The sequence below is a fragment of the Pseudomonas sp. HMWF032 genome (assembly GCF_003060885.1).
Classification (GTDB): Bacteria; Pseudomonadota; Gammaproteobacteria; order Pseudomonadales; family Pseudomonadaceae; genus Aquipseudomonas.
The window spans coordinates 1-26,099 of record NZ_QAIG01000006.1 but is presented as its reverse complement, the minus strand read 5'-3'; the positions used below and the strand labels follow the sequence as shown (position 1 = coordinate 26,099).

Sequence of the window (26,099 nt, the reverse complement as noted above, 5' to 3'; positions counted from 1 at the left end):
TTTAAATACGATTATAGATATCGATCGATATGGCTCGGGCTTCATACGCGGTAAGGCTCGACTTGCCACCATGCCGGCAACAAGTCTTTGAGTTTGCTTTGCGCAAAGCGGTCATCCATCAGGTAGACCACGCCTCGGTCGGCCGTTGTGCGGATCACCCGACCAGCAGCCTGAATGACTTTTTGCATACCCGGGTAGAGGTAGGCGTAGTCGTAGCCATGATCCGTGCCGAACATCTGTTGCATGCGATCCTTGATTTCTTCGTTCACCTCGTTGACCTGCGGTAGCCCCAGCGTGGCAATGAAGGCTCCGATCAGGCGCTTACCAGGTAAATCGATACCCTCACCAAAGGCACCGCCCAACACGACAAAGCCGATTCCTTCTGAGTGCAGCGTGAAATTATCGAGAAAAGCCTGGCGCTGGCTTTCATTCATGCTGCGCGTCTGCACGCTGACCGGAATGGCGGGATGCATGGCCATGAAGTGCTGGCGCACTTGCTCCAGGTAGGCATAGCTGCTGAAAAACGCCAGGTAGTTGCCGGGTTCTCGGCGGTACTGTTCCGCCATGATGCGGGTGATCGGCGCGAGGCTCGAGTCGCGATGCTGATAGCGAGTGGACAGGTTGCGCACGATACGGACTTGCAGCTGTTCGGCGGCAAAGGGGGAGGCCACATCAAGCCATTGGGCTTCTTCGGGCAGCCCCAGCAGGTCGCGGTAATAATTGGCAGGGCGCAGGGTGGCGGAAAACAGTGTGGTGGTGTGTGCATCAGCGAAACGACTACCCAGAAATGGCGCAGGTACTACGTTACGCAGGCAGAGCGTGGTGTCGAGGCTGAGTGCATTGTCGTGCTGGCGGGTGATATCAAACAGTGAATGGGGTCCATACGCCTCGCTCAAGCGGCAGAACAACATGGCATCCAGATAGAACTCAAGCAGTTCGCGTTGATGCCCGTCGGGCTGCTCACTGAGGTGATCGGTGATGGCCATAACGGCTTTCTGCAGCGCGGCCACGAACAGATCTGGCACGGCCGGATAGATTTGGTAGTCCTGTTGCTGTACGCGGTTGAGTTGTTCCCAGTGTCGGCCCACACGTTGCAAGGCACTGCGAATACTCCCTGGTGCCGAATGACTCAGCTGGTGCAGCTGGGTTTGTTGCAGCTCGGCGCTGTACATACTGCGAGCGCGATCCACCAGGTTGTGCGCCTCATCCACCAGCACCGCGATACGCCACTCATTGAGCAGCGTCAGGCCGTAAAGCAAAGCGTTCATGTCGAAGTAATAGTTGTAGTCGCACACGACCACATCAGCCCAGCGGCAAAGCTCCTGACTCAGGTAGTACGGACAGACCTGATGTTCGAGCGCGATGCGGCGTACGTGAGCTTGGGGCAGCCAGGCCTGTGCTAATGCAGCAAGACGCGCAGCGGGCAAACGATCATAAAAACCCTTCGCCAGCGGGCAGGATTGGCCATGGCAGCTTTTGTCCGGGTGCTCGCAGGACTTATCACGAGCAACATGTTCCAGGACGCGTAGCGGAATGCACTCAGCCGGCTCGCGCAGGCTTTGTAGCGCATCGAGCGCCAGGCGGCGGCCGGGTGTTTTGGCCGTCAGAAAGAACAGCCTGTCCAGATGCTGGCCAGGGATTGACTTCAATTGCGGGAATAGCGTGCCCAGGGTTTTGCCGATGCCGGTGGTGGCCTGAACCATCAGCGTGTGACCATCACGCGCAGAGCGGTACACCGCCTCAGCCAGTTGCCGCTGGCCATGACGAAAGCTCGGGTAGGGAAACTGCAGGTTTTCCAGGTAAATGTCGCGCTCGTGACGATGGGCCTGCTCGCGCTCTGCCCAGCGCAAAAACTGTTGGCATTGCTGGGCAAAAAAGGCCTGTAATTCGCTGGCCTGGACCCGTTCGCTGAAGGCGTGTTCGGCGTGGCTCATAACATCGAAATAGATCACGGCCAGCTCAAGCTCTGTCAGCTCAAGCTGCTGACACAGCAGCCAGCCATAAATTTTCACCTGCGCCCAGTGCAATTGACGATGGTTGGTCGGGATACGGCTGATATCACCGCGGTGTGTCTTGATCTCTTCGAGCCGCTGCTGCTCAGGGTCATAGCCATCGGCACGGCCGGTCACCTGCAAACCCGGATAAACGCCGCTCAAGGGCAATTCGGCGATGTAGCCCTCACCACGCCGGCTGACGACGGTCTGATGCCCAGCCATACCCTCCTGTGCCGTGGGAGATGGGGTGAAACGCAGATCGAGATCACCCACCTTGGCTGTGAACTCACACAGCGCTCTGACTGCAATGCGATAGTTCACGTGCTCAGCCAACTCACGTAACACACCTCAACGGGAATGCCCTGTTCAGCCGCAAAGCTGAGCCAGCGCTTCTGATTATCCTGCAAGCGATCACCAGGGCCTTTTACTTCGATCATGCGATAGCGACGCGCATCCGGGTAGAACTGAATCAGATCAGGCATACCGGCCCGGTTGGCCTTCAGATCACGTAACAAGCGGCGGAAGCAGGCACTCAGGTGCGCCGCCGGAATACACAGCAAGGCCAATTCAAGACGCTCTTCTGTGAGCATGTCCCAGAACACAAAGGGCGATTGCAGGCCGAATTTATCCTGATACCGCGACCTGAAATGCGGCATGTAGTCCGGCTGTTCAAGATGCAGTAGACACTGCTCAAACAGTTGCTGACGGCGGGTATAAAAATCTGGGCTGTACAGATCCACCGGGCCGCTGTGAAACGGATGGAAAAAAGCGCCCGGTAACGGGGCAAAAATTGCATCCCAGCACAGCAGGCCGAATAGGCTGCAGATCAGGGTATTTTCCAGATAATGAACCGGGGCGTTCGCGCAATGGAAATGGTCGCGCACGGCGATTTCCACGCTGCCATGTAACGGTCTAGGTAGCTGCAGATTAATACGTGTTTCAGCAACGCTTACTGCCGCTATTTGCGGCGGCAGGTCGAGTTTTCGACGTAGCCGCGAGAGCGCACGCTCAAGGCGCTGACGCTCCTCATCACTGCCAGGCGCAGCGCTGAAAGCCAGGGCATGCTCATAGGCTTCATTGTCTCTGCCCAGGTGCTCCAGTACGCGGACCTGACGCCAGCGCGCTTCGGCGTGAATACTGCGTTGATATAAAGCCAGGGCTTGCTGCAGTTCGCCATTTTTTTCCAGCATCTGGGCAACCTGGAACAGCAAGCGCGACTGACGCGCACACAAGTGAGCATTCGCTGAGCTGAAGGCCAGCAGCGGAGGCCAGACCGTTTCAAGGTCCGCACCTTCTTCCACAGCCGTACGCAGCGTTCGCAGGTAGAGGTAGTCCTCTAGATCCTGACGATGTTGAAAGCCCCGTGAGTCCGGGCTGATGTCCACCGTCTCGTAGCGATAGATTCCTAGATCCGCGAGCACGTATTCAGACCAGTCTTGTGCCAGATTGCCGAAAAACATCAGGCGCAGGCGGTCGCACAGCTCGCCCACGGTCAGGCTTAACAGCCGATCAGCCAATGCTGGGCACCAATCGCTGAACTTTTTCGCGGGCTGGTTCTGGTCGTTGAGTTGTTCGAGCAAGGCCGATTTTTTCTGGGTTGCACGCCGGTCTGTGAGCGGCAGGTGAGTCAGCACTTCATCCTTGCGCAGCAACTCGACAATCTCATGGCGGCTCAAGAGCGCTTGTTCGGTAATCCAGCCAGAATCCAGCAATTCGCCAGAGGCTCTATGGCTGTCACCAATTTCCGGGTAGTCGAGTTTGCTCAGCCGAAAGTGGCAGCCTTTGCGCATGATCATGCGCACCAGTAATGCCTGGGAAGGCCAGGCCATGGCCTGAAAATTCCGGATAAACCCGTACTCTTCGGCCGTTAGCAGGTCGGCATAGCGTGCTTCGATCCAGGCTAGCGCGGCTCGAAAATTACTGAGGTAGTAGAGTTCTGTGGGGAGGGGGGCGGCTTGCATAACAATGATCACTGTATTCTTGTACAGGATTGTCGGCGCTAAGCTCGGATTGATCAACAGCAAGGGGCGTCTCACGGCTTAAATCACGCGCGAACCAATACGACTGATGCAAAGGACATATCAGCACCGCCGCTTACAGGCCTGGCGGCTTGTCTTGCCTGCATTTTCTGACTGCCTGCTAGAATCCGCGCCTGTTTCCGATTTGCTGAGAGCCTGGCCAATGAGCGATCCGATCCGTTTGACCCAGTACAGCCACGGGGCCGGTTGCGGCTGCAAGATTTCGCCGAAAGTCCTGGAGGTGATTCTCGCCGGCAGCGGCGCGCAGAACCTTGATCCCAAGCTGTGGGTCGGCAACGCCTCGCGTGACGATGCGGCGGTGTATGCCCTGGATGACGAGCGCGGTGTGGTGTCGACCACCGACTTCTTTATGCCGATCGTTGATGACCCGTACGACTTCGGCCGCATCGCCGCCACCAATGCGATCAGCGACATCTACGCCATGGGCGGCGATCCGCTGATGGCCATCGCCATCCTTGGCTGGCCGGTCAATCTGCTGCCGCCGGAAGTGGCCCGCGAAGTGATTCGCGGCGGCCGCGCGGTGTGTGATGAGGCGGGCATTCCGCTGGCCGGTGGGCATTCCATCGACGCGCCGGAGCCGATCTTTGGTCTGGCAGTGACCGGTGTGGTCGAGAAAAAGCACATGAAACGCAACGACACCGCCACGGCCGGTTGCCAGCTGTACCTCTCCAAACCACTGGGTATCGGCATCCTGACCACCGCCGAGAAGAAGGCCAAGCTGCGTTCCGAGGATGTCGGCCTGGCGCGTGACTGGATGTGTACCCTGAACAAGCCCGGTTCGCGTTTTGGCAAGCTGGCCGGGGTCACTGCGATGACGGATGTGACGGGCTTTGGTTTGCTCGGCCATCTGGTAGAAATGGCCGAGGGTGCCAAACTCACCGCCCAACTCGACTACGCCGCTGTGCCACGCCTGTCAGGGGTCGACTACTACCTGGCCGAGGGCTGCGTGCCGGGCGGCACCCTGCGCAACTTCGACAGCTACGGTGAGAAGATCGCACCGATTAGCCAGGCGCAGCAGAATCTGCTGTGCGATCCGCAGACCAGCGGTGGTCTGTTGATTGCGGTGACGCCTGAAGGCGAAGCAGAGTTTCTCGCCGTAGCTGCTGAGCTTGGCCTGAATCTGGCGTCTATCGGTCGTCTGGTTGAACGACAGCGCTACGCGGTCGAGGTGCTGTGATGCGCGACAACAGCAGCAACTACCGCGACATCTTCCTCAATGATGTGCCGATGATGGATGCCCGTGCCCCAGTCGAGTTCAGCAAGGGTGCCTTTCCCGGTGTGCTCAACCTGCCGCTGATGGATGACAGCGAGCGTCAGCGTGTCGGCACCTGCTACAAGCAGCATGGCCAGGACGCGGCCATCGCGCTCGGCCATCAACTGGTCAGCGGTCAGGTCAAGGCCGAGCGGGTTGCGGCCTGGGCGGCGTTTGCAAAGGCCAATCCCCAAGGCTATCTGTACTGCTTTCGCGGTGGTCTGCGCTCACAGATCACTCAGCAGTGGCTCGCTGAAGTCGGTATCGATTACCCGCGGATAATCGGTGGCTACAAGGCGATGCGCAGCTTCCTGCTGGAAACCACCCAGCAGGCGGTGGCCGAGTGCGATTTCGTCATCCTCGGCGGGCTTACCGGCACCGGTAAAACCGACGTGCTGGTGCAGCTCAATAACAGCCTGGATCTGGAAGGCCATGCCAATCACCGTGGCTCCAGTTTCGGAAAACGCGCCAGCGGCCAGCCGGCGCAGATCGACTTCGAAAACCGCCTGGCCATTGATCTGCTCAAGCAGCGCGCCCGTGGCACCGAACAGTTTGTGCTGGAAGACGAAGGGCGCATGGTCGGCAGCTGCACCGTGCCGCTGGCGCTGTACCAGGGCATGCAGCAGTACCCGCTGGTGTGGCTGGAAGATGCCTTCGAGGACCGTGTCGAGCGCATCCTGCGTGATTATGTGGTCAACCTGTGCGCCGAATTTATCGCCCTGCACGGTGAGGAAGAGGGCTTTCAGCGCTATGCCGAGCGCCTGTTGCAAAGCCTGAGCAATATCCAGAAGCGCCTGGGCGGCGAGCGCTACCAGCGCCTGCTGGCCATCATGCAAGCGGCGCTGGATGAACAGCAGCGCACGGGCACTGTGGCGTTACAACGGGCCTGGATCGAGGGGTTGTTACGTGAGTACTACGATCCGATGTATGCCTACCAGCGAGAGAACAAAGCTGCGCGGATCGAGTTTGTTGGAGACCAGGACGAAGTTCTCGGTTACCTGAAAGACCGCACGAGTACGCGTGGATAGTCCTACTTGGACCTCTCGGTGCACAATGCGGGGGGGCTGGTAGACCCCCTTACGCGCGTTTCAGGCTTTGACCTGCAAGGTTTTCACGGGTGAAGCGTAGTTGGGCGGCGTCCAGGTTCATGCGATGGATCACATTGAGTAGCTGCTGCCTGAGCATCTCATCACCGATCCTTTCAGCCACTCGCATTACGGCCACTGCCGCGGCCTCATTGTGTGAGGCTACCTGATCGAGGGTTTTACAGATTTCCCGGGTTGTGCGGCTCACAAGCGATGCCTCCGAAATGTGAGCGTGCACCATAAGGTGTTGATGTTTCGATTTAATTTCAGGCCGATCTCAGCGCTTCTTGCTGACCCAGGCCCAGAGCATTTCACACTGGATGGGCTGGATGCCGGCTTCATCGGTCACCGTGACGGCCACCAGTACTTCACCTTTGTCCTGGGTCTGAATCGCATGAACTTGTTCAGGTGTCAGTCGTGCATCTGCGATTAGGCTACCGGTTGCGCGCTTGAGGTAGTCGACCTTGAGGCTTTTGATCAATGGCAGTTTGTCATCGGGCACATTCATGCCGACCAGGAAGCCCGTAGCGGACTCCGCCAGCAGTGCCATGGCAGCGGCATGTACGCCTTTGATGTGATTCTGCACCTTGCGCTTGTTGGCGATGCTCATCACGGCCTGTTGTTGGGTCAGCGTATGCACGCGTACCTTGGCGGTGCCGGCGAACTTCACCTGGGAACCAAACAACAGCGACAGCGCTGGGCCTTGTAGCGTAATGGGTAAGCGGTGAACTCTATCGACGATACGGCTCAAGCGGTTGCTGGACATGCTGATGCTCTTTGCGCAAAGGAAAGGGCATGAGTCTGTCACAGTGAAATGTGACCGGCCAGGGCTGACCGGTCACATCTCTGTTAGTCGATCAGAGCAGTCTGCGACCGTCTTCGCGGGTGATGATCACAGTGGCCGAGCGCGGCCGCTGACCCGGGCCATCAGGCCAGGTGCTGAGCAGATTGGTTGCAGTTGAACCTTCGCCCGGATGCTGGATATTGACGAACAGGGTGCGGAAGTCCGGAGTCGCGGTAATACCGGTCACCTCGGCGCCCACAGGCCCGACCAGAAAACGTTTCAGCTCACCGGTGCGTGGTTCGGCCACCAGCATCTGGTTGTTGCCGAACGGGCCACTGTTCAGTTGGCTACCGCTCATATCCGTTTGAATCCACAGCCGGCCTTCCTCGTCGAACCACAGCCCATCAGGGCTGGCCAGGCGATTATCAGCAGTCAGCGGTTTGCCGTTCGGGCCGATGCTGTCGGCTTCCGGCCCCGCGAGCATGAACAGACTCCAGGCAAATTGCCGGCCGGCGTAATCCTTACTCAGTTCACGCCAGCGAATGATATGACCGTATGCATTGGCAGGCCTTGGATTTGCCGCATCTGGAGTGGTTCGCGCACTGTTATTGGTGAGGGTGAAATACACCTCGCCGTTGTCCGGGTTGACCGCGCCCCATTCCGGGCGATCCATCTTGGTGGCGCCAACCACGTCAGCTGCCAGACGGGTATTGATCAACACTTCACCCTGGTCGGCAAAACTCACACCGGCGGTTTTGCAGGCTTGCTGGAACTTCTTGTCGTTGATATCCAGTGCGAGCCATTCCCCCTTGCCGCTGTCATCGAAACGCGCAACATAAAGCGTGCCTTCATCCAGCAGGCAACCATTACTTCGTCCTGGGCGATATTTGTCGCGGCTCACGTACTTGTAGATGTATTCGTTTTGCGAGTCGTCGCCGGAATAGCACACCACTGGACGTCCGGACTTCACGGGCGCAAATACCAAGCCTTCATGGGCGAAACGACCAAGGGCTGTGCGTTTGACCGGCACCGATTCCGGTGCGAACGGATCGATTTCCACAATCCAGCCGAAGTGATTGGGCTCGTTGCGATAATCCGCACTGGCAGTTGTGGTTTTGCGAGTGGCATCGAAACGCTCGAATTCATCGCCAGCCAGATGATCCCAGCCATAGCGACTGCTGCTACGCAGGCCATAGCGGCTCAGTTCGCGGGGGAGGTCGGTATCGCGGGTGGCAAAATAGCCCGCCCAGTTTTCTTCGCAGGTCAGGTAAGTACCCCATGGTGTGAAGCCATGGGAGCAGTTGTTCAAGGTGCCGCGCGTTGATGTGCCTTTGGGGCTGTAGCGGGTTTTCAGGAGTACATGACCGCGCGCCGGGCCACTGATCCGCATAGGCGTGGCGCCGGTGATTCGGCGGTTTCTGGCGCTTGGCAACACGGCCCACTCGCCATTCAGGCCACGACGTACTTCCACCACGGAAACGCCGTGGGCATTGATTTCCTTGCGCACTTCTTCGGCGCTGCTGCGTTTGCCGGCGACCAGTGTCGGGCCATTGCGGTGCAGCAGAGGGGCATCGATGTATTCGTGATTGAGCACCAGCAGGCCGTGGTCGCTTTTCTTGCCGCCGCGTTGTGCATCAATCGGGAAGAAATGCATGCCGTCATGGTGCATGCCCAGTTGCTCGGCCTGATCCTGGGCGCTGTTGCTGCCATCGCTCAGGTAAGCCGGGTAATTGCCAGTGATCGGCGTACCCCAAGGGATAAAGGTGGTGGCCCGGTAACCCGCCGGTACGCTGATGCTATCCAACCGGTTGGTCGCGATAGCCGTAAAGGGCAGCTTGCTGCGCGCTCTAAAGTGCAGGTTTTCCACGCCTTTGGCGGCTGGCTCTGCCGCAACTGCGGCGCCTGGCATAACACTGCCGAGAAACGCCAGCGTGCCGAACGCTGCACCGGCGGCCAGTACCTGCCTACGGCCGACGTCGTCGATCAGCTGGCTGATATGTGGGTTAGCGGACGCATTGCTGGGCAATTCATCGCCATTGCCGAACAGCACTGAGTTTTCATTATCGTGGTTCATGCAGGCTCCTTGGATTAATCGACGGGTGTCTGACGCTATCCAAGGAAATTGACGTAAACATGACAGCAGCTGTGCGAAAGCGCACAAAACCAGAAAAGGCTGATTTTCAGGCAGAGAAGAGAGGGCGACGCATTTTTAACGTCGCACGATGACGGCCAAAAGGGCGGTTGTCATGGAGGGCCGGCCATAAAAAATCCCAGCATTTCTGCTGGGATTTTCGTCACACCCTCAACCTTGATCGTGGCCTCGGTTGAGTGAACCGGTTCTTAGCTGAACTGGTTCATGGTGTTGTCTTTACCGCCGGCTTTCAGGGCTGCTTCACCTGCGAAGTACTCTTTGTGAGCATCGCCGATGTCGGAACCGGACATGTTCTGGTGCTTAACGCAGGCGATGCCTTGACGGATCTCCTGACGCTGAACACCTTTCACGTAAGCCAGCATGCCTTGGTCTGCGAAGTAACCTTTGGCCAGGTTGTCGGTGGACAGCGCGGCGGTGTGGTAAGTCGGCAGGGTGATCAGGTGGTGGAAGATACCGGCCTGGGCCGAACCATCACGCTGGAAGGTACGGATACGCTCGTCGGCCACTTGAGCCAGTTCGGTTTCGTCGTACTCAACGCTCATCAGTTTGGCGCGGTCGTAAGCAGAAACGTCTTTGCCTTCAGCAACGAATGCATCGTAAGCCTGTTGACGGAAGTTCAGGGTCCAGTTGAACGATGGGCTGTTGTTGTAAACCAGCTTAGCGTTCGGGATGACCTTACGGATTTCATCAACCATGCCCTTGATCTGACCGACGTGTGGCTTCTCGGTTTCGATCCACAGCATGTCAGCGCCGTTCTGCAGCGAAGTGATGCTGTCCAGTACGCAGCGTGCTTCACCGGTGCCAGCGCGGAATTGGAACAGGTTGGACGGCAGACGCTTCGGACGCAGCAGCTTGCCTTCACGGTTCAGAACGACGTCGCCGTTCTTCAGGTCAGCAGGGGAGACTTCTTCGCAATCCAGGAAGGAGTTGTACTGGTCGCCCAGGTCGCCCGGCTGGCTGGTCACAGCGATCTGCTTGGTCAGGCCAGCACCCAGGGAGTCGGTACGCGCAACGATCACGCCGTTGTCGATGCCCAGCTCGAGGAATGCGTAGCGAACGGCGTTGATCTTGGCCAGGAAGTCGGCGTGAGGAACGGTTACTTTGCCGTCCTGGTGGCCGCACTGCTTCTCGTCGGAAACCTGGTTTTCGATCTGGATGCAGCAAGCACCCGCTTCGATCATCTTTTTGGCCAACAGGTAGGTGGCTTCCGGGTTACCGAAGCCAGCGTCGATGTCGGCGATGATCGGTACGACGTGAGTTTCGTAACCGTCGATCTGAGCTTGGATTTCGTCTGCTTTGACTTTGTCGCCAGCAGCGCGAGCAGCGTCCAGCGCGGTGAACAGCAGGTCCAGCTCACGGGCATCAGCCTGGCGCAGGAAGGTGTACAGCTCTTCGATCAGGCCGGAAACCGAGGTTTTCTCGTGCATGGACTGATCTGGCAGCGGGCCGAAGTCCGAACGCAGCGCAGCAACCATCCAGCCCGACAGGTAGAGGTAACGCTTGTTAGTGGTCTTCAGGTGCTTCTTGATCGAAATCAGCTTCTGCTGACCGATGAAACCATGCCAGCAACCCAGGGATTGGGTGTAGACGGAGGAGTCAGCATCGTACTCAGCCATGTCTTTGCGCATGATGTCGGCAGTGTACTGAGCGATTTCCAGACCGGTTTTGAAGCGGTTCTGGGCGCGCATACGGGCCACGGACTCAGGGTCGATAGCGCTCCAGCTGCTGCCTGCGGCGGCTTTAAGGGCGGCAACGGCTTTGATGTCGTTTTGATAAGCTGACATGGTCAATCCTTCAAAGTATGTGTTTGGTTGAGCACCGACTTCCCCACTGAACACCTGTGTTGCTGGAGGTTGTTGTAGCCAACTGCAGAACGCCGAGACATCGACTTGAGACGGAATTGATCCGGTAGGAGGGTGACGAGCTAAACAGTTCGCGGGCTTCAGCTGCTGCAAATGACGGGGTCATTTGGCGTTCACCGGATCAAAGATGCCGTTGTACGACTCAACTTGCTGTGCTCTATGCGCGCTGTTGCTAAACGCTTCCCCGTCCCTCAGGACAACTTCGTTCCAGTCGCAATCTCATCGAACGGCCTTGTGGGCTTTACAACGCAAATCGGCTCGGACGGTAAGTTGGAGCGCGATTCGGAGGGCCTTTCAGCACCTCTGATTAGCGGGAGCGGGGTCATCATGCCTTTGCCAAAAGTGTTCGTCAATTATTTTGTAGTGCTTTTTCCATTACTACTACATAAATTCAGAGGCGACTGACAAGTCAGCTTTTGCCGCTCTATTCGGCGGTCTGCGGGGTTGGGCAATGGTTGCGAGGTATTTGCTTTGTGGCGGCGGCGAAGAGCAGCCGATGAGCGGTTATCGGCACTGGGCTGGGGTGGCCCAGTGCAAGAGGGGCAGCAGGGTTTAGTTCACCACGTCGACTTTGACGCGCATGCTCATGTCTTCGCGGCCCTGGGTCGAGCGGTGTTGCAGAAAGTCGCCTTGCTCGCCCTGGCTTTGCTCGCTGATGCCACCGATGCTGATCCATTCACCAACCCGGCCGCTGACCCGGGTGTCGGTACTCTGCACGTCAATAGCGCCAGGTTGGGTCTGGCTGAGGCGGTCGCGGTTGCTGCTGATGTTGATGTGCACCATTTCACCGCTGAGGCTGGCGGTGACATAAAACCCGCGCGTGACATTGCGGTACTGGGTGTTGCTGTAGGGCTGCCCGTAGGCATCCCGGCCACGGGTGGTCAGCGGTACGCTCTGGCCCACTTGAATCAATGCCGGATAGCCTTCGGTGGCCTGTACTTGCTGGGTGCCGCCGCTGCGGCTATCGGTGCTGCGACGGATGATCCGCACCTGATCGCGCCCATTAATCTCGCCCTGGCCGATCTGGATTTCACCATTGCCTGCGCTGATGCTGCCATCGGCGCGATAGCCCCGATCGGTCTGATAGCCCGCCTCGTTGGTGTCGACGCTGATCAGCAGGCGGCGTGGCACGGTGTCCAGCTGTTGCAGCAGAGTGCGTACTTCCTGGATTTTGGCCGGATCAGCATTGACGATCAGCTGATTGCCATAGGCATTCACGCGGCCCTCATGACCCAGTACTGATTGCACCACCGACAACACCTCATCCGCAGTGCGGTAATTGAGGGGGATCACCTCAGTGGCTGCGCTGAGCGACAGGCTGCAGCTAAACAGGGCGGCAGCGAACAGGGCGCGAACCTTCATAGCAGAAAACTCCGTAAGTCAGCATCCGTGATGCTGGTATCCCAGGCCTGGTCGAATTGTGCGCGGCGCTGGCGGTTGCGGCCGGGGGCCTGGTACAGGGCATAACCACTGGCTTGGCCAAGCTCGGGCAGCAACAGCAAGCCACGGTCATCGGCCAGCAGAAACGCCAGCTCTTCATTAGGGTAGTCCGGGTGCAGCTTGCGAATCTGCATATTGCTCGACAGACGGCGCGACAAACCGAGCAGGCGGTGGCCTTCCTTGACTGCACGGCTGGGGTCGCGCAGCAGGATACGCAGCTGGTTACGGGGATTGGCCAGCAGAAAACGGGTGCAGGCGTCCTGAACGCTGCTGTGATGATAAAGCCAGGGTTCCAGGTCGTGGCTGTAGATGCATAGGCTGCGCTGGGCCTGTTGCAACAGTGCTAATGCATGGGCGCGGGCCTGTTCCGGTTGACTGAAGCGTTCCAGTGCGGCATGGGCACCCAGGACAAACGGTGCCGGTTCAGCCTGCGGACTGTCGGGTGTCAGGCTTTGCGGGTTGTGCACAGCAAAACGCCCCGGTGACTCGAACTCGATGACGGGAAGCTCAATGGGCTTCGGTTGCTCGGGCAGGTCATTCGGGGCGTTTTCGTCGTTCATCCTGGCCTCTAGGCGCTATGTCGCACCATGTCTACGTGAGGAATGCCGGCGTCGAGGTATTCACCACTGACGATGGCAAACCCGAGCTTTTCATAGAAGGCGGTGGCGTGCACCTGGGCACTGAGCATTTGCTGCGTCAGGCCACGTTTTTCCGCTTCCGCGATCACCGCCTGAATCAGCGCAACACCCACGTTCAGGCCGCGCCAGTCCTTGAGCACGGAAACCCGGCCGATATGGCCGTCGGGCAGTAGGCGAGCGGTACCGATCGGGTAATCACCTTCCAAGGCGAGAAAATGCACAGCATCGGCATCCTCCGCATCCCATTCCAGTTCCGGCGGTACAGCTTGTTCTGCGATAAACACGGTTTCGCGAATACGCCGCAGGTCAGCATTGTCCTTCTGCCAGTCGGCCAGGCGAACCTGTATCTCACTCATCAGCAAACTCCAGGCTGCCTTGTTTGACCAGTTCAACCAGCAGGTTACGCCCTTCGTCATCGGCAAGCCATGCGCCGAGGTTTTCGATGTGCAGGGCGTCGGCGGAACAGACCAGCTTCAGGAGTTCACGGAGGTTGGCAGGCAGCAGGCGGCTCTGGCCGCTGGCGAACAGCACCAGGTCTTCACCGACTTCCGACCAGGCCATGCGCGCACTGGGATTGCGGATCAGAATGGCGCCATCTTCGAGGCCAGCGAGGAAGGTTTCTTCGTCGATCTCGATACCGGCAATCAGCTCCGGGTATTTGGGCTCGGTCATGAACTGGCCGAACCAGGTCATCAGTAGGCGCTCATCACTCATGTGTTCATTGAGCAATGCCTTGAGGCGATCAAGGGCGTCGCGCTGTATCTGTGTCGGGTCATCGGTAGGTTGCGCATCAGCATCGCTGTAGCGCTCTTCGTCAGGCAGGAACTGGCCGAGAAAGTCGGTGAAATGGGTCAGGACTTCAGCGGCGCTTGGCGCACGGAAGCCTACGGAATACGTCATACAGTCATCCTCAGCGGTACCACAGTGGGCCAGAAGTGGCGGCAGATAAAGCATGTCGCCGGGCTCCAGAACCCATTCTTCAGTTTTAACGAATTCGGCAAGGATCCTCAGATCCGCGTGTTGCAGCATTGGGCTATCGGTATTGCACTGCTGGCCGATCTGCCAGCGGCGTTTGCCATAGCCCTGCAGGAGAAAAACGTCGTAATTGTCGTAATGTGGGCCCACGCCGCCACCTGGCACGGCGAAACTGATCATTACGTCATCGATGCGCCATTTGGGCAGGAACTTGAACGCTTCCAGCAACTCAGCCACTTCCGGAACAAACTGATCGACCGCCTGAACCAGCAGGGTCCAGTCGCGCTCAGGCAGGTCGGCAAAGGCGTCTTCGGCAAACGGGCCGCGGCGCAACTCCCACGGGTGCTCGCCGTGCTCGATGACCAGGCGCGATTCGATTTCTTCTTCCAGCGCCAGACCGGCGAGCTCGTCGGGGGAAATTGGGCTTTCGAAACCAGGAATTGCCTGGCGCACCAGCAGCGGTTTCTTCTGCCAGTAGTCACGCATGAACTCGCGAGCAGTAAGGCCACCCAACAGTTGCAGCGGAGTATCAGGATTCATCGCTAAGCCCTTGAAGTCAGTAAATACCCATAAATAAAAACGCCCGGCGCAGCCGGGCGTCTGGGAGGCTGTTGCCGGTTAGATACGCTTGGCCTGGGCAACCGCGTTGCCGATGTAGCTGGCTGGGGTCAGGCGCTTGAGTTCAGCCTTGGCGGCGTCTGGCATGTCCAGGCCATCGATAAAGCTCAGTAGTGCTTCCGGGCTGATGCCCTTGCCGCGGGTCAGCTCCTTGAGCTTCTCGTACGGGTTCTCGATGGCGTAACGGCGCATTACGGTCTGGATTGGCTCGGCAAGCACTTCCCAGCAGGCATCCAGATCTTCAGCAATACGTTGAGCATTGAGCTCCAACTTGCTGATTCCCTTGAGACTGGCTTCGTAAGCGATGACGCTGTGAGCGAAGCCGACGCCGAGGTTGCGCAGCACGGTGGAGTCGGTCAGGTCGCGCTGCCAGCGCGAAATTGGCAACTTGCTGGCCAGGTGCTGGAACAGTGCGTTGGCAATCCCCAGGTTGCCTTCGGAGTTTTCGAAGTCGATCGGGTTGACCTTGTGCGGCATGGTGGAGGAGCCGATTTCGCCAGCAATGGTGCGCTGTTTGAAATAACCCAGGGAGATGTAGCCCCAGATATCGCGATCGAAGTCAATCAGGATGGTGTTGAAGCGGGCAATGGCGTCGAACAGCTCGGCAATGTAGTCGTGCGGCTCGATCTGCGTGGTGTAGGGGTTGAACTGCAGGCCCAGGTCACCTTCGATGAATTGCCGCGCATTGGCTTCCCAGTCGATCTGCGGGTAGGCCGACAGGTGGGCGTTGTAGTTCCCCACCGCGCCGTTGATTTTGCCCAGCAGGGGCACCGCAGCAACCTGAGCGATCTGGCGCTCCAGACGGTAGACCACGTTGGCCAATTCCTTGCCCAGGGTGGTCGGTGATGCCGGCTGACCGTGGGTGCGCGAGAGCATTGGCACCTCGGCGAATTTGATTGCCAGTTCGCGAATCGCTTCAGCAGTCTGACGCATCAGTGGCAGCAGCACGTCGTCACGGCCGGCGCGCAGCATCAGGGCGTGGGACAGGTTGTTGATGTCCTCACTGGTGCAGGCGAAGTGGATGAACTCGCTGACCTTGTCCAGCTCAGGCAGCTTGGCCGCTTGTTCTTTGAGCAGGTATTCCACGGCTTTCACGTCGTGGTTGGTGGTGCGCTCGATTTCTTTCACACGCTCGGCATGCTCGACGGCGAAGTTGTCCGCCAGCTCATTGAGCACGGCATTGGCGTCGGCGGAGAAGGGCGCCACTTCGGCGACGCCTTCGTGGGCGGCCAGGCGCTGCAGCCAGCGCACCTCAACCAGAACGCGGAAACGGATCAGGCCGTATTCGCTGAAAATCGGGCGCAGTGCGCTGGTTTTGCCGGCGTAGCGGCCATCAACGGGGGAAACCGCGGTGAGCGAGGAAAGCTGCATGGGAGGCGTTCTCGGACAATCGGGCATTGAAAAGGGCGCGTATCATACATGAAATCAACGCTTGGCCGCGATTGCTTCAGCGGCCTTTGCGACGGCTGATCGACAGCAGGCTGGCACTGAAAATCAGTGCGGCGCCCAGTAACGAGGTCAGATCGGGCATTTCACCCCAGCGCAGCCAGGCAATCAGTCCGGCGAACACAATCGCCAGGTAGGCAAAGGGGCCGATCAGTCCGGGCGGCGCCAGGCTGTAAGCCTTGGACATGATGATCTGACTGGCGGTGGCGAGCAGGCCGATCACCAGCAACAGGCCTAGCTCATGCTGAGTCATGGGTTGCCAGGCCCAGGTCAACGGGATGGCTGAAATCAGGGCGCTGAACAGGGAAAAGTAGAAGACGATGCGGAAGGCCGGTTCGGTATCGCTCATTTCGCGGATCGAGACAAAGGCGAACGCGGCCAGCACACTGGCCGCGAGGCCGATCAGGGCCTGGCTGTCGAGCAGGGCAGCCGAGGGTTTAGCCACCAGCAGTACGCCAACCAGACCGATGCCAGTGGTCAGCAGCATGCGCTTACTGAGCGGCTCCTTAAGCCACCACCAGGCGATCAGCGGGGTGAACACCGGTGCCGAGTAGGTGAACAGCATCGCGTCGGCCAGTGGCAGGTGGGCAATGGCGTAGAAGAAGCAGTACATCGCCGCCAGGCCATAGGTGGTGCGCCACAGATGAGACTTCAGGCGTGTGGTCTTGAACGGGCCAACTCCCTTGAGCAAGACCAGGGGTATAAAGAACAGCACACCGATCAGGTTGCGAAAGAACACCACCGATTCGTTGTTGACGCTGACCGATACCTCGCGAATGCCAACGCCCATCAGGGAAAACAGTAAGGCGGAAAGTGCCAGCAAGGCTGCGCCCTGCAACGGCTTAACCGCGCGCGTGCTCATGCGCTCAGGACCGCAGCAGCGGGTAGAGTTCCTTGAGCAGCTTGCTGCGGCTGAACACCATCTGCCAGCGATGCCCCCCCAGTTGGCGCCACAGGCGCGCAGAACGAATGCCGGCGAGCAGCAGTGCACGGATCTTCGCGGCATTGTTGGTCTGCTGCAGGTGGCGCATATCGCCTTGCACCTGAATGCGCTGACGGAAGGTGCTGATGGTGTCCTGATACAGGCTGGCGCAGTTGGATATCACGTTTTCATGGGTCGGCCCGAAGTGCTCGACTTGCTGCTGCACCTGGTCGAGGCGGCTGCCCATGACTTGCAGCATATCGCCACGCTTATCCAGTTGGCGCTCCAGGGCCAACAACGCCAGGGCATAACGCAGCGGATCACGCTGCAAACTGGCCGGATCGCGTTCCAGGGCGCTGACCAGCGCACGGTAGCCGTCGCGCAGATTGAGGTCATCGCCGCCGTAAACGTCCAGCGTGTTCTTCGGATCGCGCACCAACAGGCTGTTGATCATGCAGGCTACGGCGGGCTCGCCGACCTGGCCGGTACGCGCCAACTTGTCGACCAATACGGCCGATTCGAATACCGCGCCGAGGGCGATCAATTGTTCTTGAATCGGATTCACGCCTGCTGCTCCCGCGTAGTCCAGGGGGCGGCGGTTTCAATCACACCGCCACCGAGACAGATTTCACCGTCGTAAAACACCACGGATTGCCCCGGGGTCACGGCGCGCTGCGGTTCATTGAACACGGCGCAGTAGCCATTGGCCGTTTTCTCCAGCCTGCAGGCCTGATCGCTCTGGCGATAGCGCACTTTGGCCGTCAGCTCGCGTGGTGTGCTCAGGTCAATTGGGTTGACCCAGTAAATTTCCGAGGCGAGCAGGGCGCGGCTGAACAGCCAGGGGTGTTCATTGCCCTGGCCAACCACCAGCACATTGCGAGTCAGGTCTTTGTGCAGGACGTACCAAGGTTCATCACTGGCGTCTTTCAGTCCGCCGATGCCTAACCCCTGGCGCTGACCAATGGTGTGGTACATCAGGCCGTGATGGCGGCCGATGATTTCGCCTTCAGTGGTTTCGATATTGCCGGGCTGGGCTGGTAGGTACTGCTTGAGGAAATCGCTGAAACGCCGTTCGCCAATAAAGCAGATACCAGTGGAATCCTTCTTTTTTGCCGTGGCCAACTGGTACTTCTCGGCAATCGCGCGTACCGCTGGTTTTTCCAGCTCGCCGACTGGGAACAGGGTCTTGGCGATCTGCTCACCGCCCACCGCATGCAGGAAGTAACTCTGGTCCTTGTTGGGGTCAAGGCCCTTAAGCAGTTCGGTGCGCCCGTCGATGTCCCGGCGGCGCACGTAGTGACCGGTGGCAATCAGGTCAGCACCGAGCATAAGTGCGTAGTCGAGGAAGGCTTTGAACTTGATTTCGCGGTTACACAGGATGTCTGGGTTCGGTGTGCGTCCAGCCTTGTATTCGGCGAGGAAGTGCTCGAACACGTTGTCCCAGTATTCGGCGGCAAAATTGGCGGTGTGCAGCTTGATGCCAATCTTGTCGCACACGGCCTGGGCATCGGCCAAATCGTCCATGGCGGTGCAATATTCTGTGCCATCGTCTTCGTCCCAGTTCTTCATGAACAGGCCTTCGACCTGATAGCCCTGCTCAAGCAGCAAAAGGGCGGAAACGGACGAATCTACACCGCCGGACATGCCGACAATAACGCGCTGGGAAGTTGGATCTGACATGAGAATACTGGGCACGGGCTTGAATAAAGGTGGCGATTCTATCAGGCCGCGCGGCCTGGCCGTTAATCGCGAATCAGGCTCAGGGCAAAGTGCTGGCCGCTGAGGTAATCATCGATGCAGCGCAACACTAGCTCGCTGCGCCAGCGTTCTGGTTGCGCCGCCAACTCATCACGACTGAGCCAGCGTGGGCCGATGATGCCGTCATCCAAAGGATGGTGAGGCCGTTGGTGCAGTGCTTTACCGGCAAAACACACGCGCTGATAGGTGATGCCATTGCTGGGGGCGGTGTACAGGTAAATGCCCACCACACCTGTCAACTCGATATCCCAGCCGGTTTCTTCGAGGGTTTCGCGCAGCGCTGCCTGTATCAGACTTTCGTCGGCTTCCAAGTGGCCGGCAGGCTGATTAAATACGGCACGGTTATCGGCCATCTCCTCAACCAGCAGAAATTGTCCCTGATCTTCAACTACGGTGGCGACTGTAACGTGTGGGGTAAAGCGCATAGGGAACTCCTTGAGCGGGCGCGTGATCATAGCCGCAGTCACCGCACGTGGTGATGATCGAAGCAATTGGGCAATGAGCTGCTAGGATAAAAACGTCTTGGCGCAAACGCTGTGTAGCGTGCTTGTAGTTTGACTACAAAGCCGTTTTGCTGATTAGCCTGATGCCCGCAAGAACGCGCATGTGCAATGTTTTCAATGGATAAAGTGCGTGACTTTCTGTAGAAAAACTACAAAAATAACTTGCCTTTCCGAGACCCAAAAAGATCTATTCAGCGCGTCATCTGCGTGACTGAATGCCAGACCACGAAAACAACGGAGTCCAGCATGGGATACCAAAAGATCCAGGTGCCTGCCACCGGTGACAAAATCACCGTCAATGCCGATACATCCCTGAACGTACCGAACAATCCAATCATCCCCTTTATCGAGGGTGATGGCATCGGTGTCGATATCAGCCCGGTCATGATCAAAGTCGTTGATGCTGCCGTACAGAAAGCCTACGGCGGTGAGCGCAAGATCTCCTGGATGGAAGTTTACGCTGGCGAGAAAGCCACTCAGGTTTATGATCAGGATACTTGGCTGCCTCAGGAAACCCTGGATGCGGTCAAAGATTATGTTGTTTCCATCAAGGGCCCACTGACCACTCCTGTCGGTGGCGGCATCCGCTCTCTGAACGTAGCCCTGCGTCAGCAGCTCGACCTGTACGTTTGCCTGCGTCCAGTGCGCTGGTTCGAAGGCGTGCCAAGCCCGGTGAAAAAGCCAGGCGATGTCGACATGACCATCTTCCGCGAGAACTCGGAAGACATCTATGCCGGTATCGAGTGGAAAGCCGGCTCGCCGGAAGCAACCAAAGTCATCAAGTTCCTAAAAGAGGAAATGGGTGTTACCAAGATTCGCTTCGACCAGGACTGCGGTATCGGCGTTAAGCCGGTTTCCAAAGAAGGCACCAAGCGTCTGGCGCGTAAAGCCCTGCAGTACGTGGTCGATAACGACCGCGACTCGCTGACCATCGTGCACAAAGGCAACATCATGAAGTTCACCGAAGGTGCCTTCAAAGAGTGGGCCTACGAAATTGCAGCCGAAGAGTTCGGCGCGACCCTTCTTGATGGTGGTCCTTGGATGCAGTTCAAGAACCCGAAAACCGGCAAGAATGTCATCGTCAAAGACGCCATCGCTGATGCCATGCTGCAGCAGATTCTCCTGCGCCCGGCTGAGTACGATGTAATCGCCACCCTGAACCTCAATGGCGACTACCTGTCGGACGCTCTGGCGGCTGAAGTAGGCGGTATTGGTATCGCTCCGGGCGCTAACCTGTCCGACACCGTCGCGATGTTTGAAGCCACCCACGGTACTGCACCGAAGTACGCTGGCAAGGACCAGGTGAACCCAGGTTCGCTGATTCTCTCCGCTGAAATGATGTTGCGCCACATGGGCTGGACAGAAGCGGCCGATCTGATTATCAAGGGCACCAATGGCGCCATTGGTGCCAAGACTGTGACCTATGACTTCGAACGCCTGATGGACGGTGCCAAGCTGCTGTCCTGCTCGGCATTCGGTGATGCGCTGATTTCGCACATGTAAGCAAAGCAGCAATAAAGAAAGGCCGGTCAAGTGACCGGCCTTTTTTATGGGCGATTAACTGCCCGAGTGACTCTATTCAGACTTCAACCGTTGAGCCCTGATGTTGCTTGACTGCGGCGGGCACTTCACTGACGGCATTAGCCGCACTGATGTTTACGGCGTGGAGTCCTTTTGGACCTTGAATAATATCGAAGCTTACCGGCTGGCCAGCCTTCAGCGTTTTATAGCCGTCCATCTGGATAGCCGAGTAGTGGGCGAACAGGTCCTCATCTCGACCATCGGCCAGGATAAATCCATAGCCTTTGGCGTTGTTGAACCACTTGACCTTACCGCTAACCATGCTGATATCCCTCTGCAAAGGACTCCATCACTGGAGTATCATCCACTTCAATTCCACACCCGGTTTTCCAAGACGGGCCGCGTGTGAAACCCCTAATACCCACGCTGGGTATTCATTGTTTGTAACACCGTTTTGCCGATAGTCAAGGCAATGCTGTAATTGGCTGAGAAGCCGGTCAAACTCTGTCTAGCACAAACTATTCGCCCATTAAACGAAGCTATTCAGCATGCATGCACGTAGCCAGATTCGACTAACATTCAATCAGGATCGCCCCGCAGAGCATGAGGACGATTCCTTCGGCCTGGCCGTTCAGGAATCCAAGCCCGCCTTGCAGGCCCCCCCCATGTATAAAGTGGTGTTATTTAACGATGACTACACGCCCATGGATTTCGTGGTCGAGGTGCTCGAGGTGTTTTTCAATCTGAATCGAGAGCTGGCAACCAAGATCATGCTGACCGTCCATACAGAGGGGCGGGCAGTGTGTGGAGTATTTACCCGCGATATTGCTGAAACCAAAGCGACGCAGGTGAATCAATATGCGAGAGAGAGCCAGCATCCGCTACTCTGTGAAATAGAGAAGGACGGTTAACGCCGGACACTTGGGCATGAGGTGAAGCTATGTTAAATCGAGAGCTCGAAGTCACCCTCAATCTGGCTTTCAAGGAGGCTCGTACCAAGCGTCATGAGTTTATGACGGTTGAGCACTTGCTGCTGGCCCTCCTGGATAACGAGGCTGCCGCCAGCGTATTGCGCGCGTGCGGGGCCAACTTGGACAAGTTGCGGCATGATCTGCAGGAGTTTATCGACTCCACCACGCCGCTCATTCCGCAGCACGATGAAGAGCGCGAAACTCAACCTACGTTGGGGTTCCAGCGAGTTTTGCAGCGCGCGGTGTTCCATGTGCAGAGTTCCGGCAAGCGTGAAGTGACTGGCGCCAATGTGCTGGTGGCAATTTTCAGCGAGCAGGAAAGTCAGGCAGTGTTCCTGCTTAAACAGCAGAGCGTGGCGCGCATTGATGTGGTCAATTTTATTGCCCACGGTATCTCCAAGGTGCCAGGCCATAGTGGTCATTCAGAAACCGAACAGGAAATGCAGGATGAGGAAGGCGGTGAGTCTTCCAGCTCCAGTAATCCGCTGGATGCCTATGCCAGCAACCTGAATGAGTTAGCGCGCCAGGGACGAATTGATCCTCTGGTTGGTCGCGAGCAGGAGGTCGAGCGCGTTGCGCAGATTCTGGCGCGTCGGCGTAAGAACAATCCCTTGCTGGTGGGCGAGGCCGGCGTGGGTAAAACCGCAATCGCCGAGGGGCTGGCCAAGCGCATTGTCGACGGTCAGGTGCCCGATTTGCTGGCGGATAGCGTGGTCTACTCGCTGGATCTCGGTGCACTGCTGGCAGGCACCAAATACCGGGGGGACTTCGAGAAACGCCTAAAAGCGCTGCTTAACGAGCTACGTAAACGCCCTCATGCGATTCTGTTTATCGATGAAATTCACACCATTATCGGTGCCGGTGCCGCCTCTGGTGGGGTTATGGATGCGTCCAACCTGCTCAAGCCAATGCTGTCTTCAGGAGAAATCCGCTGCATCGGTTCAACCACGTTCCAGGAGTTTCGCGGCATCTTCGAGAAAGATCGGGCTTTGGCGCGGCGCTTCCAGAAAGTCGATGTGGTTGAGCCCTCGGTGGAAGACACCATTGGCATTCTGCGCGGCCTGAAAGGTCGTTTTGAGCAGCACCACAGTATTGAATACAGCGATGAGGCCCTACGCGCAGCGGCCGAACTGGCGTCGCGCTACATCAATGACCGGCATATGCCGGACAAGGCCATTGATGTCATCGATGAGGCCGGTGCATACCAGCGCCTGCAGCCGGCAGACAAGCGCCTGACTCGCATCGATGTGGCGCAGGTCGAGGATATCGTAGCGAAGATTGCACGTATCCCGCCAAAACACGTCAGCAGCTCGGATAAAGAATTGCTGCGTAACCTAGAGCGCGATCTCAAGCTCACGGTGTTTGGCCAGGATGCTGCGATTGACTCGCTGTCTACCGCAATCAAACTGTCGCGTGCAGGTCTCAAAGCACCGGACAAACCGGTGGGCTCCTTCCTGTTTGCCGGCCCGACGGGTGTCGGTAAAACCGAAGCCGCGCGGCAGTTGGCCAAAGCGCTAGGGGTCGAGCTGATTCGCTTCGATATGTCCGAATATATGGAGCGGCATACCGTGTCGCGACTAATCGGCGCTCCACCTGGCTATGTCGGTTTTGATCAGGGGGGGTTGCTCACCGAGGCCATTACTAAAACGCCACATTGTGTACTGCTGCTCGATGAAATCGAAAAGGCTCACCCGGAAGTCTTCAACCTACTGCTGCAGGTCATGGATCATGGGACGCTGACCGACAATAACGGGCGCAAGGCGGACTTCCGTAACGTGATCGTGATTATGACCACCAACGCCGGTGCTGAAACCGCGGCGCGTGCATCCATTGGCTTCACCCATCAGGACCATTCGTCTGATGCTATGGAAGTGATCAAGAAAAGCTTTACGCCGGAGTTCCGCAACCGCCTGGATACCATCATCCAGTTCGGCCGCTTAAGCCATGAAGTGATCAAAAGCATTGTCGACAAGTTCCTCACCGAACTGCAGGCACAGCTTGAGGATAAGCGTGTCACGCTGGAAGTCAGCGATGCCGCGCGTAACTGGTTGGCCGAGAGCGGTTACGACGTACAGATGGGTGCTCGACCTATGGGTCGCCTGATTCAGGACAAGATCAAGCGGCCATTGGCGGAAGAGATCCTGTTTGGTGAGCTGGCTGAGCACGGTGGTGTGGTGCATATCGATATTGAAGGCGGTGAGTTGACTTTCGATTTCGAAACCACGGCAGAAATGGCCTAAGCGTCATTTTCTAACGCGCACAAAAACGCCCGGCATCGCCGGGCGTTTTTACAGGAGCTTGGTGTAACAGATGCCGGAAAACTGAGTTTTCGCTGATCTGTTAACGGGCGCGGTAAGTAATCCGGCCTTTGCTTAAGTCATAAGGCGTAAGTTCAACGCGAACTTTGTCGCCGGTCAGAATGCGGATGTAATTTTTGCGCATCTTTCCGGAGATGTGCGCAGTAACGACGTGCCCATTTTCCAACTCCACACGGAACATGGTGTTGGGCAGGGTGTCGACGACAGTGCCTTCCATTTCGAAGCTGTCTTCTTTCGACATGCAGTAAAGCCCTCGGTATCCAATGAATGGCCCGGTGCAACTGGCGCCAGGCAAAAGCGGCGTGCATTGTGCCCGAATTTTGGGGTTTGCGCCAAGGGCTTCAGTTAAGGCTGACCCACCGTTGATTGACGAACAGCTCAATCGGCCGATATTGGGTCTTGTAACTCATCTTGCGGCAGTTCTTGATCCAGTAGCCTAGATAAACCGCATGCAGCCCCAAACGCGCCGCTTCGGCAATTTGCCAGAGGATGGCAAAGCGCCCGAGGCTGCGCCTTTCCTCGCCTGGCTCATAAAAGGTGTAAACCGCGGACAGCCCATTGGGCAGTACATCGGTCACGGCAATTGCCAGCAGGCGGTTGTCATGACGAAACTCATAGAAGCGCGAAAAAGCCAGATCGCGCACCAGAAAGGTCGAAAATTGTTCGCGGTTGGGCGGGTACATATCGCCGTCGGCGTGCCGCTGCTCAATGTAGCGCACGTACAGCGCGTAATACTCTTCGGTAAAGGCCGGGCGTACCTGGCGCACCTGGATATCCTGATTGCGCTTGAAAATCCGTCGCTGCTGACGGTTGGGGGTGAACTGAGCTGCGGGAATGCGCGCCGGGACGCAGGCGGTGCAGCGTTGGCAGTGCGGACGATAGAGATGGTCGCCGCTGCGGCGAAAGCCCATTTCCGAGAGTTCGGCATACACCTGTGCATCCATGGGCTGACTGGGGTCGAGGAACAGCGTAGTAGCCTGTTCGTCGGGCAGATAGCTGCAGGGATGTGGTTGAGTGGCATAAAACTTCAGGCGGGCCAGCTCGGTCATGATCGACTCTCAGGATCAGTCTTCAACCAAGTGTAAGCCAGGCTGGCAAACTCGCCTAGGCAACCCAGTCAGCCTGGTTGGGTTGGTCAAGGTGGTCACTCAGGTAACCGGTAAACGCTGCACGGGAAATCGTCTGAGCGCCGAGACTGAGCAGGTGCTCGGTCGGCATCTGGCAATCGATCAACACAAAGCCCCAGCGTTTCAAGTGTTCAACCAGCGTGACAAAACCCACCTTGGAAGCGTTGTCCGCACGGCTGAACATCGACTCACCAAAGAACAGTTGGCCCATGGCCAGGCCGTACAGCCCTCCAACCAGTTCATTACCACGCCAGACCTCGATCGAATGAGCGATGCCGCGTCTGTGCAGTTCCAGGTAAGCGTCCTGCATTGGGCTGGTAATCCAGGTTTCTGCCGCATAAGTGCGTGGCGCTGCGCAGGCGCGAATGACATCGGTGAACGCCTGATCAAAGCTCACTTGGTAGCGGCCTTGGCGTAATACCTTGGCCAAGCTGCGCGAGATATGCAGCTCATCGGGTAGCAGAATCGTACGCGGATCGGGCGACCACCAGAGAATTGGTTGACCATCCTGAAACCAGGGGAAGCAGCCATGGCGATAGGCTTTGATCAGGCGTTCGGGATGTAAATCGCCACCCGCCGCCAACAGCCCATTGGGTTCGCGCAGGGCGCTATTGAGTGGAGGAAAGTCCAGTGACTCGCGTTGCAACCACGTCAGCATGGGCAGGGCCGGAATTGGACAGGGGGAGGGCAGGGC

The 26,099-nt window shown here is 57.8% G+C and carries 24 protein-coding genes; 5 read left to right on the top strand and 19 right to left on the bottom strand.

Features of this window, described 5'->3' with window-relative positions; translation table 11 throughout:
- Positions 1 to 41: 41 nt before the first annotated feature.
- Both DBR00_RS10010 and DBR00_RS10005 read right to left on the bottom strand, forming a co-directional pair.
- Complete coding sequence (locus DBR00_RS10010; RefSeq protein ID WP_108488279.1) at positions 42 to 2,315, bottom strand: ATP-dependent DNA helicase; 2,274 nt, start codon at positions 2,313 to 2,315, stop codon at positions 42 to 44.
- Complete coding sequence (locus tag DBR00_RS10005) at positions 2,312 to 3,955, bottom strand: VRR-NUC domain-containing protein (RefSeq protein ID WP_108488364.1); 1,644 nt, start codon at positions 3,953 to 3,955, stop codon at positions 2,312 to 2,314. Before DBR00_RS10005 ends, DBR00_RS10010 begins: the two co-directional genes overlap by 4 nt.
- A 220-nt stretch (positions 3,956 to 4,175) precedes the next feature.
- Between DBR00_RS10005 and selD the strand changes: the two genes are divergently transcribed.
- Both selD and mnmH read left to right on the top strand, forming a co-directional pair.
- Positions 4,176 to 5,210, top strand: coding sequence for a selenide, water dikinase SelD (gene selD, locus DBR00_RS10000; protein ID WP_108488278.1), 1,035 nt, complete (start codon positions 4,176 to 4,178; stop codon positions 5,208 to 5,210).
- On the top strand, positions 5,210 to 6,313 hold the full coding sequence (mnmH, locus tag DBR00_RS09995; protein WP_108488277.1) for a tRNA 2-selenouridine(34) synthase MnmH: 1,104 nt from the start codon (positions 5,210 to 5,212) through the stop codon (positions 6,311 to 6,313). The genes selD and mnmH overlap by 1 nt, the downstream gene beginning before the upstream one ends.
- Before the next feature lie 49 nt (positions 6,314 to 6,362).
- Here the strand turns inward: mnmH and DBR00_RS09990 are convergent, their stop codons facing one another.
- The 13 genes from DBR00_RS09990 to DBR00_RS09925 form a co-directional block, all read right to left on the bottom strand.
- Positions 6,363 to 6,578 carry a hypothetical protein gene (locus DBR00_RS09990; RefSeq protein ID WP_108488363.1) on the bottom strand — a complete coding sequence of 72 codons (216 nt, stop codon included), beginning with the start codon at positions 6,576 to 6,578 and terminating at the stop codon, positions 6,363 to 6,365.
- Between the two features lie 69 nt (positions 6,579 to 6,647).
- Positions 6,648 to 7,136, bottom strand: coding sequence for a DUF4442 domain-containing protein (locus DBR00_RS09985; RefSeq protein WP_108488276.1), 489 nt, complete (start codon positions 7,134 to 7,136; stop codon positions 6,648 to 6,650).
- A 91-nt stretch (positions 7,137 to 7,227) separates the two neighbouring features.
- On the bottom strand, positions 7,228 to 9,228 hold the full coding sequence (locus DBR00_RS09980) for a PhoX family phosphatase (protein ID WP_108488275.1): 2,001 nt from the start codon (positions 9,226 to 9,228) through the stop codon (positions 7,228 to 7,230).
- Between the two features lie 266 nt (positions 9,229 to 9,494).
- Entirely contained in the window at positions 9,495 to 11,090 is a 1,596-nt protein-coding gene (locus tag DBR00_RS09975; RefSeq protein ID WP_108488274.1) for an isocitrate lyase, read from the bottom strand.
- A gap of 630 nt (positions 11,091 to 11,720) precedes the next feature.
- The gene (locus DBR00_RS09965; RefSeq protein WP_108488273.1) at positions 11,721 to 12,530 is read right to left on the bottom strand and encodes a secretin N-terminal domain-containing protein; all 810 of its coding nucleotides are present in this window, start codon (positions 12,528 to 12,530) and stop codon (positions 11,721 to 11,723) included.
- Positions 12,527 to 13,168 carry a histone acetyltransferase HPA2 gene (locus tag DBR00_RS09960; RefSeq protein ID WP_108488272.1) on the bottom strand — a complete coding sequence of 214 codons (642 nt, stop codon included), beginning with the start codon at positions 13,166 to 13,168 and terminating at the stop codon, positions 12,527 to 12,529. The genes DBR00_RS09965 and DBR00_RS09960 overlap by 4 nt, the downstream gene beginning before the upstream one ends.
- Positions 13,169 to 13,176: 8 nt before the next feature.
- Entirely contained in the window at positions 13,177 to 13,602 is a 426-nt protein-coding gene (locus DBR00_RS09955) for a GNAT family N-acetyltransferase (protein ID WP_090253657.1), read from the bottom strand.
- Positions 13,595 to 14,761, bottom strand: a complete 1,167-nt coding sequence (locus tag DBR00_RS09950) for a cupin domain-containing protein (protein ID WP_108488271.1) — start codon at positions 14,759 to 14,761, stop codon at positions 13,595 to 13,597. Before DBR00_RS09950 ends, DBR00_RS09955 begins: the two co-directional genes overlap by 8 nt.
- 78 nt (positions 14,762 to 14,839) lie before the next feature.
- Complete coding sequence (purB, locus tag DBR00_RS09945; protein WP_108488270.1) at positions 14,840 to 16,210, bottom strand: adenylosuccinate lyase; 1,371 nt, start codon at positions 16,208 to 16,210, stop codon at positions 14,840 to 14,842.
- 76 nt (positions 16,211 to 16,286) lie between these two features.
- Positions 16,287 to 17,147, bottom strand: coding sequence for a DMT family transporter (locus DBR00_RS09940; RefSeq protein ID WP_108488269.1), 861 nt, complete (start codon positions 17,145 to 17,147; stop codon positions 16,287 to 16,289).
- A gap of 4 nt (positions 17,148 to 17,151) precedes the next feature.
- Positions 17,152 to 17,772, bottom strand: a complete 621-nt coding sequence (gene hflD / locus DBR00_RS09935) for a high frequency lysogenization protein HflD (RefSeq protein ID WP_108488268.1) — start codon at positions 17,770 to 17,772, stop codon at positions 17,152 to 17,154.
- A complete protein-coding gene (mnmA, locus tag DBR00_RS09930) occupies positions 17,769 to 18,887 on the bottom strand; it encodes a tRNA 2-thiouridine(34) synthase MnmA (RefSeq protein WP_108488267.1) in 1,119 nt (372 codons plus the stop codon). The genes hflD and mnmA overlap by 4 nt, the downstream gene beginning before the upstream one ends.
- A gap of 62 nt (positions 18,888 to 18,949) precedes the next feature.
- A complete protein-coding gene (locus DBR00_RS09925; RefSeq protein WP_108488266.1) occupies positions 18,950 to 19,390 on the bottom strand; it encodes an NUDIX hydrolase in 441 nt (146 codons plus the stop codon).
- 324 nt (positions 19,391 to 19,714) lie between these two features.
- Here DBR00_RS09925 and icd point away from each other — a divergent pair, with 324 nt between their 5' ends.
- On the top strand, positions 19,715 to 20,971 hold the full coding sequence (gene icd, locus DBR00_RS09920) for an NADP-dependent isocitrate dehydrogenase (protein ID WP_090253672.1): 1,257 nt from the start codon (positions 19,715 to 19,717) through the stop codon (positions 20,969 to 20,971).
- A 76-nt stretch (positions 20,972 to 21,047) separates the two neighbouring features.
- On the opposite strand, the gene cspD is transcribed toward icd, so the two are convergent.
- Positions 21,048 to 21,311 carry a cold shock domain-containing protein CspD gene (gene cspD / locus DBR00_RS09915; RefSeq protein ID WP_108488265.1) on the bottom strand — a complete coding sequence of 88 codons (264 nt, stop codon included), beginning with the start codon at positions 21,309 to 21,311 and terminating at the stop codon, positions 21,048 to 21,050.
- Positions 21,312 to 21,537: 226 nt separating this feature from the next.
- On the opposite strand from cspD, the gene clpS reads away from it, so the two are divergent.
- Together clpS and clpA are read left to right on the top strand one after the other, a co-directional pair.
- Complete coding sequence (clpS, locus tag DBR00_RS09910) at positions 21,538 to 21,900, top strand: ATP-dependent Clp protease adapter ClpS (protein WP_108488264.1); 363 nt, start codon at positions 21,538 to 21,540, stop codon at positions 21,898 to 21,900.
- 29 nt (positions 21,901 to 21,929) lie between these two features.
- Positions 21,930 to 24,200 (top strand): ATP-dependent Clp protease ATP-binding subunit ClpA, encoded by a 2,271-nt coding sequence (clpA, locus tag DBR00_RS09905; RefSeq protein ID WP_108488263.1) that lies wholly within the window; start codon positions 21,930 to 21,932, stop codon positions 24,198 to 24,200.
- Positions 24,201 to 24,300: 100 nt separating this feature from the next.
- On the opposite strand, the gene infA is transcribed toward clpA, so the two are convergent.
- The 3 genes from infA to aat all read right to left on the bottom strand — a co-directional run bounded on the left by infA (position 24,301) and on the right by aat (position 26,063).
- Positions 24,301 to 24,519, bottom strand: coding sequence for a translation initiation factor IF-1 (infA, locus tag DBR00_RS09900; RefSeq protein WP_002553999.1), 219 nt, complete (start codon positions 24,517 to 24,519; stop codon positions 24,301 to 24,303).
- Between the two features lie 100 nt (positions 24,520 to 24,619).
- Positions 24,620 to 25,327: an arginyltransferase gene (locus DBR00_RS09895; RefSeq protein ID WP_108488262.1), complete on the bottom strand. Its 708-nt coding sequence runs from the start codon at positions 25,325 to 25,327 to the stop codon at positions 24,620 to 24,622.
- A gap of 55 nt (positions 25,328 to 25,382) precedes the next feature.
- Positions 25,383 to 26,063 (bottom strand): leucyl/phenylalanyl-tRNA--protein transferase, encoded by a 681-nt coding sequence (aat, locus tag DBR00_RS09890; RefSeq protein WP_108538051.1) that lies wholly within the window; start codon positions 26,061 to 26,063, stop codon positions 25,383 to 25,385.
- Between the last annotated feature and the right edge of the window lie 36 nt (positions 26,064 to 26,099).

Coding starts and splice junctions, on each gene's coding strand:
- aat (WP_108538051.1), bottom strand. CDS start 26,063: ATGCTGACGTGGTTGCAACGCGAGTCACTGGACTTTCCTCCACTCAAT.
- icd (WP_090253672.1), top strand. CDS start 19,715: ATGGGATACCAAAAGATCCAGGTGCCTGCCACCGGTGACAAAATCACC.
- DBR00_RS09950 (WP_108488271.1), bottom strand. CDS start 14,761: ATGAATCCTGATACTCCGCTGCAACTGTTGGGTGGCCTTACTGCTCGC.
- selD (WP_108488278.1), top strand. CDS start 4,176: ATGAGCGATCCGATCCGTTTGACCCAGTACAGCCACGGGGCCGGTTGC.
- clpS (WP_108488264.1), top strand. CDS start 21,538: ATGCATGCACGTAGCCAGATTCGACTAACATTCAATCAGGATCGCCCC.
- clpA (WP_108488263.1), top strand. CDS start 21,930: ATGTTAAATCGAGAGCTCGAAGTCACCCTCAATCTGGCTTTCAAGGAG.
- DBR00_RS09895 (WP_108488262.1), bottom strand. CDS start 25,327: ATGACCGAGCTGGCCCGCCTGAAGTTTTATGCCACTCAACCACATCCC.
- mnmH (WP_108488277.1), top strand. CDS start 5,210: ATGCGCGACAACAGCAGCAACTACCGCGACATCTTCCTCAATGATGTG.
- cspD (WP_108488265.1), bottom strand. CDS start 21,311: ATGGTTAGCGGTAAGGTCAAGTGGTTCAACAACGCCAAAGGCTATGGA.
- DBR00_RS09975 (WP_108488274.1), bottom strand. CDS start 11,090: ATGTCAGCTTATCAAAACGACATCAAAGCCGTTGCCGCCCTTAAAGCC.
- infA (WP_002553999.1), bottom strand. CDS start 24,519: ATGTCGAAAGAAGACAGCTTCGAAATGGAAGGCACTGTCGTCGACACC.
- DBR00_RS09965 (WP_108488273.1), bottom strand. CDS start 12,530: ATGAAGGTTCGCGCCCTGTTCGCTGCCGCCCTGTTTAGCTGCAGCCTG.
- DBR00_RS09980 (WP_108488275.1), bottom strand. CDS start 9,228: ATGAACCACGATAATGAAAACTCAGTGCTGTTCGGCAATGGCGATGAA.
- DBR00_RS09960 (WP_108488272.1), bottom strand. CDS start 13,168: ATGAACGACGAAAACGCCCCGAATGACCTGCCCGAGCAACCGAAGCCC.
- DBR00_RS10005 (WP_108488364.1), bottom strand. CDS start 3,955: ATGCAAGCCGCCCCCCTCCCCACAGAACTCTACTACCTCAGTAATTTT.
- DBR00_RS09985 (WP_108488276.1), bottom strand. CDS start 7,136: ATGTCCAGCAACCGCTTGAGCCGTATCGTCGATAGAGTTCACCGCTTA.
- purB (WP_108488270.1), bottom strand. CDS start 16,210: ATGCAGCTTTCCTCGCTCACCGCGGTTTCCCCCGTTGATGGCCGCTAC.
- mnmA (WP_108488267.1), bottom strand. CDS start 18,887: ATGTCAGATCCAACTTCCCAGCGCGTTATTGTCGGCATGTCCGGCGGT.
- DBR00_RS09955 (WP_090253657.1), bottom strand. CDS start 13,602: ATGAGTGAGATACAGGTTCGCCTGGCCGACTGGCAGAAGGACAATGCT.
- DBR00_RS09940 (WP_108488269.1), bottom strand. CDS start 17,147: ATGAGCACGCGCGCGGTTAAGCCGTTGCAGGGCGCAGCCTTGCTGGCA.
- DBR00_RS09925 (WP_108488266.1), bottom strand. CDS start 19,390: ATGCGCTTTACCCCACACGTTACAGTCGCCACCGTAGTTGAAGATCAG.